Genomic DNA, 14,276 nt, shown 5'->3' with positions numbered 1-14,276 from the left:
GCAATCCCCTTGTTACCTTATTAGTACCCCGGCGCCGGGGTTTGGCGGCGCGCAGCAAAGGAGGATTATGTCCTGTCTCTACATACACAGGCGGGTTTGCCCGCCGATGATGGGGCCGATGTAATGGCCCACTCTCAGTCAATCAGCGACAAGCTGCTTGAACGTATCCTTTCCTCACTTTCCGATGACAAGGCCGAAGACGTCGTGCAGATCAACCTGCAAGGTAAGTCTTCTGTTGCGGATCACATGGTGATTGCCTCGGGTCGGTCGACCCGTCAGGTCTCGGCCATGGCGGAAAAGCTGACGGATCGCATCAAGCAGGAATTCGGTTTCACCTCGAAGGTCGAAGGCAAGGATGCCGGCGACTGGGTGCTGATCGATACGGGCGACGTGGTCGTTCATATCTTCCGCCCCGAAGTGCGTGAATTCTATCAGCTGGAAAAGATGTGGCTGCCTCAGGGCGGCAGCGCCTCGGCGAATTGAGGCGCCATCCCGGCCTGTATTGAGGGGCCGGAGGCGAGAGAGACATGCGTATCAGCATCGTTGCGGTTGGGCGATTGCGCGCCGGACCGGAGAAATCCCTGCTTGACGACTACCTGACCCGATTTGACAGGACCGGCCGCGCGCTGGGCCTTGGTCCTGCGAAGGTGATCGAGGTCGAAGACAAGAAAAACGCAGGCATGGGGGCCGAGGCGGCCCTGCTGCGCAAGGCGCTGCCCAAGGGTGTGGTGATCTGTACGCTAGATGAGCGCGGACGGGTGTTGTCCTCGCCTGATTTTGCAAAAAAGCTGGGTGGATGGCGCGACGCGGGCCGACAGGATCTGGCGCTGATCATCGGCGGAGCGGACGGAATAGACCCTAATCTGCGGGCGGAGGCTGATTTTTCCCTATCCTTTGGGTCAATGGTCTGGCCCCATATGTTGGTCCGTGTGATGCTGGCCGAGCAACTTTACCGGGCCGCGACCATCCTTTCAGGCGGCCCTTATCACCGGGTCTGACATGGCGCAGCTATTGATCGTCTACCACTCGCGCACCGGCGGCACCCGGCAAATGGCTGAAGCCGCAGCCGAAGCAGCGCGGGATGAAGCGAACACCATCCTGAAAACCGCCGATCAGGCCGGTCCGAACGACTTGCTGGCCTCCGATGGCTATATCTTCTGCGCGCCCGAGAACCTGGCCGCGATCTCTGGGCTGATGAAAGAGTTCTTTGACCGCTGCTATTATCCGGTGCTAGGTCAGATCGAAGGTCGACCCTATGCGCAGATGGTCTGCGCCGGATCAGATGGTGAGAATGCCGCGCGACAGATGGCACGGATCGCAACGGGGTGGCGGTTGAAAGAGGTGCAACCGCCCCTGATCATCTGCACTCATGCGCAAACACCCAAAGCGATCTTGGCCGAAAAGATCATTCCTGAAGAACAACTTGAAAACTGTCGTGAGGTTGGAGCGGCCTTGGCCGCAGGTCTCAGCCTCGGGGTGTTCTGAGGGTCAGTTCAGATCGACCACGGTCGTGTCTTCGCTCCAACCACCGACATTGTCGCGCGCCTGAATTTGCACCTGCGTGGTCCCGTCCGGAATCACCACCCCGCCAAGTGACCGTGTAAAGGGCTGCTCATCGACATGAGGGTGATGCAGCACACGCATCCCCAGCTCGTTCCCCTGCATATCCAGAACACGCCAGCCATCGGCATAGTCATCCCATCCGGTGTCGGAGTGGCGGATCGTGACGTCGAACCGCCAGGTATCCCCATTTGATTGGGCTGAAACCTGTTCGACCGTCGGAGGGTCGGCGAATGCGGGGCTGGCCAGTAAGGCGCTGAGAATCAGATATCGCATGGGGTCAAACTATGCGCTCGCGCATCGCATTGCGATCACGACTCTGTGTTTGGTGGCGCAGTCATGATTACGGTGCGTGAATGCGAGGCGAATTCGCGACGATAGAGCACACCGAATGTGACGATTGAGCTTAGGATCAGGGCTACCGGTCCAAGTATCCATGCGATTGAAGCCAACGCAAAATATGTCGCCCGCAACGCGCGATTGAAACTACGAGCCGCCGTGATGCAGATATCAGCGGATTGTGTGGCGCGTGGATAGGCCTGTGGATCATCGGGATCATTTGGAACAGCGGCCATCAGGATTGCGCAATACCCAAACAGGCGATGCGACCAGACAAATTTCAGAAAAGCGTTCGACAGAAAAAGCAGAATAATCAGTATCTTGATTTCCCAAACCATGGCAGGCGCACGGCCGATGGCAAGATCTTCAGCAACCCCAGCAAGGCGTTCGGTATTGCCAAGCAATGCCAAGCCGCCGCCTATTGCAATCATGATAGTCGAAGCGAAGAACGTGCTGCCCTGACGCATGGCCGAGATCACTTGTGCATCGAACACACGCGGCTGGCGCGTCACCATTTCACGCATCCAGACCTTGCGGAAATCATCCATCATCAATGAAACCGACGGTTTCTGAGAGGACGGATTTTCGATCCTCCACCCAATCCCTAGCCATGTCGCGAACAACAGCAAAACGGCAGCATAGTCCAGCGAGGAAAACAGTAATGTGCGGTCGATCCAGGTCATGCCGCGACACTATTGTTGGATTCGGCAACTTGCCAGTCGATAAAATTGGTAATATAATTTTACCAAATGGAGGATCAGCGATGGAAATGCCCAAGCCAAATCCGGATGTCTTAGCACGCAAGCAGGCATTGGTTGCGCGACTACAGCAAGTGCTGCCGAAGGATGCTGTTATCCATGAAGAGGCCGAGACCAGGGCTTATGAATGTGATGCGCTGACCGCCTATAAATGCCCGCCAATGCTGGCTGTACTGCCTTCGACCACGCAGCAGGTTTCCGATGTCTTGCGTATTTGCCATGAACTGGGTGTGCCGGTTGTACCGCGCGGCGCGGGCACGTCATTGGCGGGTGGTGCCCTGCCGACGGCAGATTGTGTGATTCTAGGCGTTGCACGGATGAACGAAGTTCTGGAAATCGATTACGACAACAGATTTATCAAAGTGCAATCCGGCCGAACCAACCTGAGTGTAACCGGTGCCGTTGAAGAAGAGGATTTCTTTTACGCCCCCGATCCCTCATCTCAGCTTGCCTGCGCCATTGCAGGGAATATCGCGATGAATTCGGGCGGGGCGCATTGCCTGAAATACGGGGTGACGACCAACAATCTGATGGGTGTGACTATGGTCATGATGGATGGCAGCGTGGTCGAAATTGGAGGTGCCTATCTGGACGCTGGCGGGTTGGACCTGTTGGGTGTTATCTGCGGATCCGAAGGGCAATTGGGTGTCGTAACTGAAGCAATGTTGCGCATCCTGCGCAAACCTGAGGGCGCGCGTCCTGTTCTGATGGGCTTTGACGATAATGAAGTAGCCGGTCAATGCGTCTCTGACATAATCAAATCGGGCATATTGCCTGTCGCGATCGAGTTCATGGACCGCCTTTGTATTCGAGCCTGCGAGAATTTCGCCCAAGCGGGTTATCCTGATTGCGAGGCGTTGCTGATTGTCGAAGTTGAAGGATCAGAGGCAGAGATCGATAGCCAGTTGTCGAAGATTATCGAGATCGCCAAGCGGCATAATCCGGTTGAGCTGCGAGAAAGCCAATCGGCTGATGAAAGCGCCCGTATCTGGCTGGGGCGGAAATCGGCCTTCGGCGCGATGGGGCAAATCAACGATTATATGTGTCTGGATGGGACGATCCCGGTCTCATCGCTACCCTTCGTCCTGCGCCGGATCGGGGAGCTGAGCAAAGATTATGGCCTGCCAGTCGGCAATGTGTTCCATGCCGGTGACGGCAACATGCACCCCTTGATCCTGTTTGACGCCAACAAACCCGGCGATCTTGAGAAATGTGAAGCGTTCGGGGCGGACATCCTGAAGCTTTGCGTTGATGCGGGGGGCTGCCTGACTGGTGAGCATGGGGTCGGCATCGAAAAGCGTGATCTGATGACACACCAATATGAACCACAGGATCTTGAGGCGCAGATGGCGGTGAAAGATGTGTTTGACCCGCATTGGCTGTTGAACCCAGCCAAGGTGTTTCCGCTAAAGGCGTCTGCCACGCGCAGGATGGCCGCGGAATAGATGAGCCTTCCCCATCAATACCCAGAGTATTTGCGAAAAGATGAAGTGCCATGACACCTGAAACCGAGGCTGAACTTGCGGACATCGTTGCCGGCCTGGATGGCCCAGTGCGTATTGCCGGAGGCGGCACGCGCGGCCTTGATGGGCCCGAGCCTGTGCTGAACCTGTCGGGACTGCACGGAATTACACAGTATGAGCCGGGCGCATTGACTCTGGTCGCGCATGCCGGGACTCCAGTGACTGAGATCGAAGCGGCTTTGGAGGCCGAGGGTCAGCAACTGGCGTTCGAGCCGATGGATCATCGCGGTTTGCTGGGCACCACGGGGGAACCGACAATCGGCGGTGTTGTCGCGGCCAACATCTCGGGGCCGCGTCGAATTCAGGCGGGCGCGTGCCGGGATTTCCTGTTGGGCGTACGTTATGTCGACGGGTTGGGGCAGGTGATCAAGAATGGCGGGCGGGTGATGAAGAACGTCACCGGTTACGATCTGGTCAAGCTCATGGCGGGTTCCTGGGGCACGCTAGGGGTGCTGTCCGAGGTCTCACTGAAAGTGCTGCCTAGACCTGAGGTCGAGACCACTCTGGCAGTCGGGGCCGCTGATGTAGGAACCGCAGTTGATCTCATGTCCACTGCCCTGAAATCCCCCTTCGAGGTGAGCAGCGCAGCCTATGATCCACTGGATGGTCAGGCCTTGTTGCGGATCGAAGGATTTGCCGACTCGGTTGCCTATCGGGTAGGTCGATTGCGCGAAATCCTTGGGGGCGAATGCACCGAGTTAGAGAATTCGAGCAACCACTGGGTCGATCTGCGCGATCTGCGTGCGTTTCAGGATCTGGAAGGTGATGTCTGGCGCTTATCGGTGAAACCCGGCGATGCAGCCAGCCTTGCAGAACGGATCGACGCGGATCGAACCTTATTTGACTGGGGCGGGGGCTTGATCTGGGTATTGGTGCCAAAGGGCACCGATCTGCGTGCACGACTGGGTCACTTTGAAGGACATGCAACGCTGGTACGCGCAGAGGCTGACACCATCGTTGAATTTGGGCGATTCCAACCAGAGAGCACGCAGATTCAGGCTCTAACAAAGGCAATTCGGAAGAGATTTGACCCTCGGAACGTGTTCAATCCGGGTCTGATGGGGTAGGCGATGCAGACGAAATTTACCGAAAAGCAGTTGCAAGACCCAGCGATTCAGCGATCCAACGAGATACTCCGAAATTGTGTTCACTGTGGTTTCTGTACAGCAACCTGCCCGACTTATCAGGTGCTAGGCGATGAGTTGGACAGCCCTCGCGGGCGCATCTATCTGATCAAGGACATGTTGGAGAATGAGCGTGTTCCGGACGAAAAGACTGTCAAGCATATCGATCGCTGCCTATCCTGCCTCGCCTGCATGACCACGTGCCCCTCGGGCGTGCATTACATGCACCTCGTGGACCACGCACGGGAATATATCGAAGACAACTACAAGCGCCCGTTCTCGGATCGGGCTCTGCGCTGGATATTGGCCAGAATCCTGCCTTATCCGACACGCTTTCGCTGGGCTCTAATCGGGGCAAAGCTGGGTCGTCCGTTCCGGTTTCTGATGCCGGATGCCCGGCTAAAGGCGATGCTGGACATGGCGCCGAGATATATTCCACCAGTCAGTCGCAATGATGACCCTCAGAGCTTTGCAGCAAAAGGCGCTAAGAAGAAACGCGTCGCCCTGATGACGGGGTGTGCGCAAAAGGCTTTGAACACCGATATCAACGACGCCACGATTCGTCTGCTGACCCGGTTGGGCTGCGAGGTCGTTGTCGCCGAAGGTGCCAGCTGTTGTGGCGCATTAACCCATCACATGGGTAAAACCGGTGAAAGCCATGCGTCTGCTGCAGCCAATATCCGGGCCTGGACACGCGAAATGGATGGTGATGGTCTGGATGCGATCGTGATCAACACCTCGGGGTGTGGGACCACGGTTAAAGATTATGGGCACATGTTCCGCAGTGATCCGCTGGCGGTGGATGCGGGGCGTGTATCCGCCATGGCGATGGATATCAGTGAGCTTTTGGTGCAGCTAGAGATGCCGGACAGCGACAAGAAAGAACTGGTTGTTGCCTACCACGCGGCGTGTTCATTGCAACATGGGCAAAAGGTTACCTCTTATCCCAAGAACCTGCTGAAATCGGCTGGATTCACAGTGTTAGAGCCTAAAGATAGTCATTTGTGCTGTGGCAGTGCAGGAACCTACAACCTGATGCAGCCTGAGATTTCGGGTCAGTTGAAACAACGAAAAGTGCGCACGCTTGAGGCTAGGAACCCTGATGTTATCGCGGCAGGTAACATCGGATGCATGATGCAGATCGGCTCTGGGACTGACACGCCCGTTGTCCACACAGTCGAGCTGCTGGACTGGGCCACCGGAGGGCCGGAACCGCGCGCATTGCGCGACGGCATGGCTGGGGTACCCCAACTGCGCTGATCGATTGCTGCACCCGCGCATCAGGTCCGGTTGAATTTAATCCAAGGGGCAATTGCCCTATTTTCGCCGCACCAACGGCATACGAATCTTGGTCGGACCTCATGACCGGAGACCCGCGTGCGCAACTGGATCACGGCTATTGTCTTCAGCTTGCTGCCCTTGGCAGGACAGGCGCAGGATACTGGGCTTAGGAGCCTGGAAACCACCGATGCTGGGCGCGAGTGGATGGCAGTTGGTCGACTGGATATCGACGGCACCGGGTTTTGTACCGGATCGCTGATATCTCCGACTCTGGTACTGACGGCTGCGCATTGTCTGTACGATAAAACCACGAAACAGCGAATTAATCCGGCCCGGATCGAGTTTCTGGCCGGTTGGCGCCTTGGTTCCGCCTCGGCTTATCGTCCGGCGCGTCGAACAGTGGTTCACCCCGACTATGTTTATGAAGGCAATGTTTCTGCAACGCGGGTGCGTCATGATATTGCGCTGATCGAGCTGTGGCAGCCGATCCGCAACACCTCGGTCATTCCTTTCGAAACCGGACGCCGTCCTGCCCGCGGTCAAGAGGTGGGGGTTGTCTCGTACGCGCATGACCGCGCCGAAGCGCCAGCACTGCAGGAAGTCTGTTCCGTCATTGGGCGACAGGCTGGAATTCTGGTTATGTCCTGCAACGTGGATTTCGGGGCATCCGGCGCGCCGATCTTTTCGTTTGACGGCGAGCGGCCACGCATTGTGTCGGTCGTTGCAGCGAAGGCCGAATTGCAGGGTCAACGCGTTGCGCTGGGCACCGCCTTGGATGAATCGCTGGAATTGTTGCGGGCCGAGCTTTCGCAGGGGCGGGGTATGAACGCCACATTGGACAACAACACCAAAAACCTCGGAGCAAAGTTCCTTAAGCCATGATGCGTGTTTTATTAAGTATCACCTTGCTTGTTTCTATTCTCGCAACTGCCGCGCAGGCCCAGACCAGCGGCAAGCGCCGACTGACGGATCGCGATGATCTGTATGGGTGGGAGGCGGTCGGACGTCTGGATATTGGCGAACAGGGCTTTTGCACCGGTACTTTGATCGCAAAGGACATCGTGCTGACAGCGGCGCATTGCGCTGTGAGCAAGGCCACCGGAAAACCCTATGCCCCCGGTGAATTGACCTTTCGCGCCGGTTTGAGCGACGGTCAGGCGCTTGCGGATCGCAAGGTCATCCAGATTGCGACCCATCCCGAGTTTGTTGCCAATGCGCCGGTATCGGCGTCACGTGTTCGAATTGATGTGGCTCTAATGCGGCTGGAAGAGCCGATTCCCTATTCGATTGCTGATCCGTTCGCCCTGCACAGCGGCCGCGTCAGCGACAGCGAAATCAGCGTCGCCTCGTATGGTCGCGGTCGGGCCGAGGCGATCACGCGCCAACGCTCTTGCCGCATCCTGCAACGCGGGCAGGGGCTGATCAGCTTTGATTGCGATATTACATTCGGTTCGTCGGGCTCCGCTATTTTAGCAAAAAAAGGCCCGCGTTGGCAGATCCTGTCGGTTGTTTCGGCGGGCGCATCGGATGGTCAACGCAAGATCGGCTACGGGATGGAGCTGTCGGGGATTGTCTCGGAACTCAAGGCGATATTGCGTCGTGACGCGCCCCGACCCACGGCAACAATCCGCAGATTGCAGCCGGGTTCAGCCAAGTCCAGTTCGGGTGCTAAATTCCTCAGCGCGGGCGGGTCTTGAACCCGGTCCTTTTACTTCCCATCTGAGTTTTACCGGATCGCCAAAGCTGGGGTCCGGCATAAATCACCGCCCGTCCATTTCGGAGGGCAATTTTGTGAATCGCTCAAAGATGAGGATACGACATGCGTACATTTGACTTCGCACCACTTCACCGCGCAACCATCGGTTTCGACCAGATTGCAGACATGATGGACCGGGTTTTGACCAATGACGTGGCTCAGCCCAGCTATCCCCCTTACAACATCGAAAAGACCGATGCTGATACCTACCGCATTTCGGTCGCTGTTGCCGGGTTTTCCGAGGCCGATCTGTCGGTTGAGGTAAAGGAAAATTCTCTGGTGGTTTCCGGCAAGAAAGCTTCGGACGAAAAAGAGCGCAGCTATCTGCACCGTGGCATCGCCACCCGCGCGTTCGAGCGCCGCTTTGCTCTGGCCGACCACGTTCGTGTCACCGGCGCGAGCCATGAAAACGGCATGCTGAACATCGATCTGAAGCGCGAAGTGCCAGAAGCGCTGAAACCGCGCCGGATCGAAATTTCGTCTGGCAAGGCCATTGAAAAGGACGTGGTTGACGCCAAAGCCGTGAACTGAGGCTGTTGATCACTTAGCGACAGTCCCGCCTCTCTGGGTTGTCGCACCACACGCCCCGCGTTCCTCCAGGCGCGGGGCGAAGTTGTATCCATCGCAACACGCACATGGTGGGCAACACGTTTTCACGAAAATCTGGCAATAGTTTAGGTCGTCAGGCTAGTCTCTTCTGGAACACTTCAATGAACTGAATTTCGTTCATTGCCTTCAGAGGGAGACGAAATAGATGCGAATGAAATCCGTTTTTGCCGCTATGGTCTGTGCCGTTGTTGCATCGACCACACTGACCGCGACACCAACCCGTGCCAACGATACAGGAGCGCTTATCGCTGGGGTCGCGTTGGGTGTGCTGGGAGCGTCGATCGCCAAACACCATCACAAGCACGGATCAAAATACCAGAAGCATCCGCACGTTTCGCCCGAGGAGAATGCGATCGGGCTTTGTATGCATCGGACCCACACCGCCATGAGCAATCAGGGCTACTATGCCGTCGATTTTGAGCGGACGCTTTCCTATACGACGAATTCTGATGGCATCGATCTGATTGATTTGGAGGTCGCGCGCTCAAAGGACAGCAATGATGCGCGGAGCCACATAAAAGCCCATTGCGCTATTCAAGATGATTCTGTGGTTAATTTCCGGTATTCGAACTACTGAGCTTGCCATCGGCAGCTTCAACTTAAGAAATCCAAGAGCTTCTATTTTCCCTTCTGAAAACCAGCGGGCAATGTGTCTCGGCCTTGTCTCTGCGTCTATCTTTTTAGCGTCGAGTTTGTCACAGTCTTGGTGATTTGGAGACCTAAGGGGATGTAAATTTCCATAACATTCCCTATGTCATTGGATGATAAGAAGAATAGGGATAGCAGATGTCGAACCAGCAATTCGAAGCATTGATTCAAGAGACGCAACAGAAAGTCCGCGAAAGCCAGTCGCAGATTGAAGGCTTGACCTCACGGATCGAAGCGGCGCGTGCCAAGATCGGAACCGCAGAGGCAGATATCGACATTGAAAATGCCACTTTGGAAGATGTGCACGCCCATACCGAGGTGATGAACGCCAACATCGCTGAGCTGATCATGGGGCTCGACGACGTGACCAACGCGTTTTCCAAGGATTTCGACGAAATGCGTTCGAAAACCGGGTGGGAGTCGTTCGTCGGCATCTTCGCCAAGGCCAAATCCGAGTCCATGCGGCAGGAACGCATGCGCACCGCCAATATCGACGACAAGCTACAGGACCTGATCGCTAAATCGGATGTGATCGTCAAACTGCTTGAAGGACAGTTGGCCGTGCTGGAAGAACAGCGCGTCAAGGTCGAGGACAACCTGACCGTCACGCTGGACGACCGCGAGGCGACCGTGGCCGAACTGGAGGCTTTGCGGGCAGAGATTCAGGGCATGGACCCGGCGATCATCACGCTGGAAAACAAGATCAGCGTCGAACAGGATGCCGCCGCGCGGACTCAGTTGGAAACCGAACTGGCTGACCTGAATAAGCAATACAACGCCAAGGTTCAGGAAGAGCAGGTCAAGCTGGCCAAATCCCAGACGCTGGAACGCTATATCGAAAAGGGTAAAACCTGGGTCGATTCACTCCAGAACCAGGCGGCGACGCAGATGGTGCTGATCAACAAGCTGCAGACAGATACGCAACAGCGCGTGGTGCTGTATGATGCCCTGACCAAATCGCTGAAAACCGCGCAGCAGCAGGACGTGGCCCACCGCATCAACGAGATCGGCGTGCAAACTGACCAAGAGGCGCAGACGGCGATGGCCGCCATCGGCACCGCGACCAACCAGAAAATGGCCGACATGCTTGAGGCGCATGAGGACCACATGGTCTTTGCCCGCGACGTGCTGGAGAAAAAGGCCAAGGCGGATGAGCGGTTCGCGCGGCGCTTTGCCTCGATTGTCGAGAAGCATGATAAGAATTTGTATGGTGGTTAAGTGCGTTTCGCTCACCAACAATTTCTATTACTAGCAGTTAGTCTTGGTCCCTTGGAGGTGCCGAGATTCTTGGAAAAAATTGGTTTTATAGATCAGAAGCCGACTTATCCTAAAGTGCTACAGGCATTGCTTATTGCACTAATTGCGGCTTGCTTAATGCGACTTCTGTGTTGGTTGAGTTGGGGCAGCGAAAGGGGGCGGCGTTTTCAGTACTCGGTTGGGATCAACCCTCAAGTAGTACTGCATAGTGTCGGTTCGCCTCTCTTTAGATGGTGGTTTCATATCGACAAAAACGGGAAGGACTTGGACGCCCCAAGATGACCGATACCAACCCCACCCAAGACCATGTCGGCCTGACCGACACCTTCGCCTCACGCCGCTATTTCCGCAAATTCGAAGTCATCACCGTCCACCTCCTGCGCGTGGCCGCGACGATGGAGGCGGAGGGCGCAATCAGCAAGCAAGAGGTGCGGATCGTGTCGCGCTACCTCTCGGGGCTGCTCTACACCTTCCGCGCGCTTTCCATGAAGTATCTGCTGGTCGGTCGCGATACGGGACGGTTTTTTGGCAGCCTTGCGATGGACAAGCGTGACAGCGGGTTTCCGGTGGCGGCTGAGCTGCTGACCATGGCCAATGACGCGCAGCAGGCGCAGGTGCATCTGGCGAATATGCCGTCCGAGGATGACCTAAAAACTGACATGGTGCGGACGATCATTGGGGATCAGGAAATCCCCACCAAGCTGCAATTCGCGCTGTCACAAAGGCTCTACTATGAGGAATTGCTGAAAGGTCAGCTGTTCTGGGCCCGCAACGATCCCGAATGCCACTGGATCGGGAATGAGGGCGAACGGCGCAAGTTCATGATCCACTGGGCGGTCTATGACAGCCAGATCAACCTGCCGGTGATCTATCTGATGCAGCTGGAGGATAGCGGCAAAACCGCCCTTCCCAAAGACCAACGCCGCTGGCCCGAAGTGCAGGCGCATCTGATGGCGCAGTCTCTGGGCGGGTTGAAACTGGTGACCATAGCCAAAGGGTTCGATCAGGATTTCGACGACCTGCACCCCAAACACCTGCGCCGCATCCATGTGGGGCCGATGTATTCTTCGGCCTATACCGAGCAATCTGGTCCTTTGAGGCAGGTGCTGGAGGATGCGCAATCTCCGCAAGGTCAAGATTGGGCGCTGGCCTGGACCACAGAAGAGTTGGAAAGCGAAGAGGTGATCGAAGAACGCGCCGGCTGGTTTTCTACTGTTGAGCGCGAGGTCTTTGCGCTCGACCCATTCGGCGCGCAAGGGGCCGAAACCGGGGCCACCCGCACACAACGGTCGATCATCTTGCCCCAGCGCCCGTTTCAGGTGCTGGCCGAACGCAACCCGCCGGGATTCGCCGATGTGCGCAAGTTTGTTGTTAGCAAAGCCGGACAGGTGCTGAGATATTGAGACCAGTGGCGGGCTGAAGCCCGCCCTACGTGATTAGAGTAGGCCGGGCTTCAGCCCGGCATTGCGAGGAAGAAGATGAGTTTGACGTCAGATCAGATGGAATTGCGCGAAGACGACATTCGTAAGCACTATCCGGCAGCGACTGCCTTGCTGAATGGTTTCGAGCATGCTCCACGGATTGCCAAAGCGGTTGAAACGACTGTCGAACGGTCTCCTGGTGTCTCTACCGGGCGGCGCTTTCGGTCGACGACGCCGGGGTTGGTGACGCGTCGTACTGCTCGCAAGGACGGGGTGCATCTGGTTGAACGAATCGAGGCATCGGACGATGGCGATGCGCTGGTCTCACCACCACAGGCGACCACGCAACAGGCGATACGACGTGCCATCGCCATCGCTCTGGCCATGGCTGAGGCTTATGCGGAACAGACCCCGCTTGCCGATCTTAAACGCGCCAATCTGGCCGGAGATCTGCCTGCCGCGCGCAAGACCGAATTCTCTGAACTGCTGACGGCCGAGGCTCTGATCACCTCGCACACCTTCGGCAATGCGCTGGCGTACTTGATGTCCTCGCATCTGGGAGAGACCACTGTCGATATCGGTGAGATCGAAGAGGTTCTGACCGACAACGGCCAACTCGCCTTGCACGGCGCGCTGTGGGAGTTGGACCAGACCCTTGCCAAACACGCCCCCGATGATGCCCACCTGATCGCGGCCACCAGCGCCTATGCCGAGCAACTGTTGGAAAAGGTCGCTCTACGCGCCCAGTCCGCAGGCCATCTGGCACCGTTCCAGAGTGCCGCCTGGCATATCGAGGCCGATGATCTGACGATCCGGGGGTTCGAGCCCGCCTCAAAAGCCAAATCCACCACTCTGACCATGACGTTCAAGAAGCCGAACGAGGTGGTCGGCAACCATATCGCCAAGTATCAGGCGATGAAGCTGGCCAAGATGGTGATGGCCTATGATTTCGACCGCCGCCTGAACCCGTTCGCGGAACTTGGCGGGTTCATCTTTACCTTCATGGGCGACGGCAAACCGGGCACCGGCAAGACCACCCTGATCCAGATGATGGCCGGGCTGATCAATGACTATTGTCAGAACGCGGGCTATCCGTTTCGCTATCAAAACCTGAGCACCGACAATATCGACAGCTATCAGGGCAAATCCGGCCAGAACGCCAAGGCGTTTATCAATACGATCATCGACCCCACGGTTATCGGCTTCGGCACCATCGACGATATCGACCAACTGGCGGGCAAACGCGGCGACCGGCAGTCCTCAGCCGGGCAGCTGGAAATCACCGCCGTGCTGATGGAGAGCTTTGCAGGCGCCAACACCGTCGTGCGCGGCAACTGCACCTTTGGCATGTTCTCGAACTACCCCGAGAATGTGGACGACGCCTTGCGTCAGCGGGCGGGCGCGCGGTTCCTGGTGGACGGCCCGCAAACGCGGGAGGATTATATCGACATCCTGCACCTGCTGATGGGACGCAACCACGACATTCCGCTGGGCGAGCACGAAGCCTATGCCGCGCAGGAGATCAAGAAGGCCGTCGCCGCCAGTTTCGAAAGCCACTCCCGCCCGCATGAGGACGCTTTGCTGCAGGTCTATGACCGGGTCTCCGGCGAGATCGGCCAGATGGACACCATCGCCAAGCTGGGCACCTACCTCAAGGCGATCCAGCAGGCGGATGAGCGCTTTACAGGCCGCGCGATCAAGAACATCACCGACGCGGTCAAGGTCCGCGCGATGGATTTCGAACTGCCCGATGAGTGGATGGAAAACCCCGACCTGTTCCTATTCCGCGACTACGACACCAAGAAGGCGATGATCGAAGACCTGCGCCAGCCGATCACGGTGGAAATGGTGATGCAAGAGATCAACCGCTACGCCGACAGCGAGTTCCGCTATGCTGACAAGAGCGACGAGGTCGCCATCGAAAACGCCGTGCGCGAGATGGGCCGGATGGAGGAGGCCAAGCGGCGGTATCTGGAGGGGAAGGGGTGAGTATTTTCCGA

At 57.0% G+C, this 14,276-nt stretch carries 15 protein-coding genes; 13 read left to right on the top strand and 2 right to left on the bottom strand.

What is annotated here, in order from left to right:
* The first annotated feature begins 123 nt into the window (after positions 1-123).
* The 3 genes from rsfS to ACRZ96_RS18570 are packed head-to-tail and all read left to right on the top strand — an operon-like array spanning position 124 to position 1,485.
* A complete protein-coding gene (gene rsfS / locus ACRZ96_RS18580) occupies positions 124-483 on the top strand; it encodes a ribosome silencing factor (RefSeq protein ID WP_039541351.1) in 360 nt (119 codons plus the stop codon).
* A gap of 44 nt (positions 484-527) precedes the next feature.
* Positions 528-998 (top strand): 23S rRNA (pseudouridine(1915)-N(3))-methyltransferase RlmH, encoded by a 471-nt coding sequence (rlmH, locus tag ACRZ96_RS18575; RefSeq protein ID WP_170515483.1) that lies wholly within the window; start codon positions 528-530, stop codon positions 996-998.
* 1 nt (position 999) lies between these two features.
* On the top strand, positions 1,000-1,485 hold the full coding sequence (locus ACRZ96_RS18570; protein ID WP_170664335.1) for an NAD(P)H-dependent oxidoreductase: 486 nt from the start codon (positions 1,000-1,002) through the stop codon (positions 1,483-1,485).
* Between the two features lie 3 nt (positions 1,486-1,488).
* Here the strand turns inward: ACRZ96_RS18570 and ACRZ96_RS18565 are convergent, their stop codons facing one another.
* Both ACRZ96_RS18565 and ACRZ96_RS18560 read right to left on the bottom strand, forming a co-directional pair.
* Positions 1,489-1,836, bottom strand: coding sequence for a hypothetical protein (locus ACRZ96_RS18565; protein WP_170395187.1), 348 nt, complete (start codon positions 1,834-1,836; stop codon positions 1,489-1,491).
* Between the two features lie 35 nt (positions 1,837-1,871).
* The gene (locus ACRZ96_RS18560; protein WP_170395190.1) at positions 1,872-2,582 is read right to left on the bottom strand and encodes a DUF599 domain-containing protein; all 711 of its coding nucleotides are present in this window, start codon (positions 2,580-2,582) and stop codon (positions 1,872-1,874) included.
* A gap of 80 nt (positions 2,583-2,662) precedes the next feature.
* Here ACRZ96_RS18560 and ACRZ96_RS18555 point away from each other — a divergent pair, with 80 nt between their 5' ends.
* From ACRZ96_RS18555 to ACRZ96_RS18510, 10 genes are all read left to right on the top strand, one after another.
* Complete coding sequence (locus tag ACRZ96_RS18555) at positions 2,663-4,102, top strand: FAD-linked oxidase C-terminal domain-containing protein (RefSeq protein ID WP_480772273.1); 1,440 nt, start codon at positions 2,663-2,665, stop codon at positions 4,100-4,102.
* Positions 4,103-4,152: 50 nt separating this feature from the next.
* Positions 4,153-5,247 carry an FAD-binding protein gene (locus ACRZ96_RS18550; protein WP_480707556.1) on the top strand — a complete coding sequence of 365 codons (1,095 nt, stop codon included), beginning with the start codon at positions 4,153-4,155 and terminating at the stop codon, positions 5,245-5,247.
* Positions 5,248-5,250: 3 nt separating this feature from the next.
* Positions 5,251-6,564, top strand: coding sequence for a glycolate oxidase subunit GlcF (gene glcF, locus ACRZ96_RS18545; RefSeq protein WP_170408701.1), 1,314 nt, complete (start codon positions 5,251-5,253; stop codon positions 6,562-6,564).
* Between the two features lie 117 nt (positions 6,565-6,681).
* On the top strand, positions 6,682-7,467 hold the full coding sequence (locus tag ACRZ96_RS18540) for a trypsin-like serine peptidase (RefSeq protein ID WP_170423291.1): 786 nt from the start codon (positions 6,682-6,684) through the stop codon (positions 7,465-7,467).
* Positions 7,467-8,282 carry a trypsin-like serine peptidase gene (locus tag ACRZ96_RS18535; RefSeq protein ID WP_480772274.1) on the top strand — a complete coding sequence of 272 codons (816 nt, stop codon included), beginning with the start codon at positions 7,467-7,469 and terminating at the stop codon, positions 8,280-8,282. Before ACRZ96_RS18540 ends, ACRZ96_RS18535 begins: the two co-directional genes overlap by 1 nt.
* Before the next feature lie 122 nt (positions 8,283-8,404).
* The gene (locus ACRZ96_RS18530) at positions 8,405-8,872 is read left to right on the top strand and encodes an Hsp20 family protein (protein WP_170395206.1); all 468 of its coding nucleotides are present in this window, start codon (positions 8,405-8,407) and stop codon (positions 8,870-8,872) included.
* A gap of 223 nt (positions 8,873-9,095) precedes the next feature.
* A complete protein-coding gene (locus ACRZ96_RS18525) occupies positions 9,096-9,527 on the top strand; it encodes a hypothetical protein (RefSeq protein ID WP_170515464.1) in 432 nt (143 codons plus the stop codon).
* A gap of 209 nt (positions 9,528-9,736) precedes the next feature.
* Positions 9,737-10,816, top strand: a complete 1,080-nt coding sequence (locus ACRZ96_RS18520) for a hypothetical protein (protein WP_480707558.1) — start codon at positions 9,737-9,739, stop codon at positions 10,814-10,816.
* 317 nt (positions 10,817-11,133) lie between these two features.
* Positions 11,134-12,258: a hypothetical protein gene (locus tag ACRZ96_RS18515; RefSeq protein ID WP_480772275.1), complete on the top strand. Its 1,125-nt coding sequence runs from the start codon at positions 11,134-11,136 to the stop codon at positions 12,256-12,258.
* Between the two features lie 75 nt (positions 12,259-12,333).
* Positions 12,334-14,265, top strand: a complete 1,932-nt coding sequence (locus tag ACRZ96_RS18510; protein ID WP_480772276.1) for an AAA family ATPase — start codon at positions 12,334-12,336, stop codon at positions 14,263-14,265.
* Positions 14,266-14,276 lie beyond the last annotated feature (11 nt).

The sequence above is a fragment of the Ruegeria sp. CF1 genome (genome assembly GCF_056537445.1).
The sequence above is the reverse complement of the archived record's forward strand: the minus strand, read 5'-3'. Positions and strand labels throughout refer to the sequence as shown.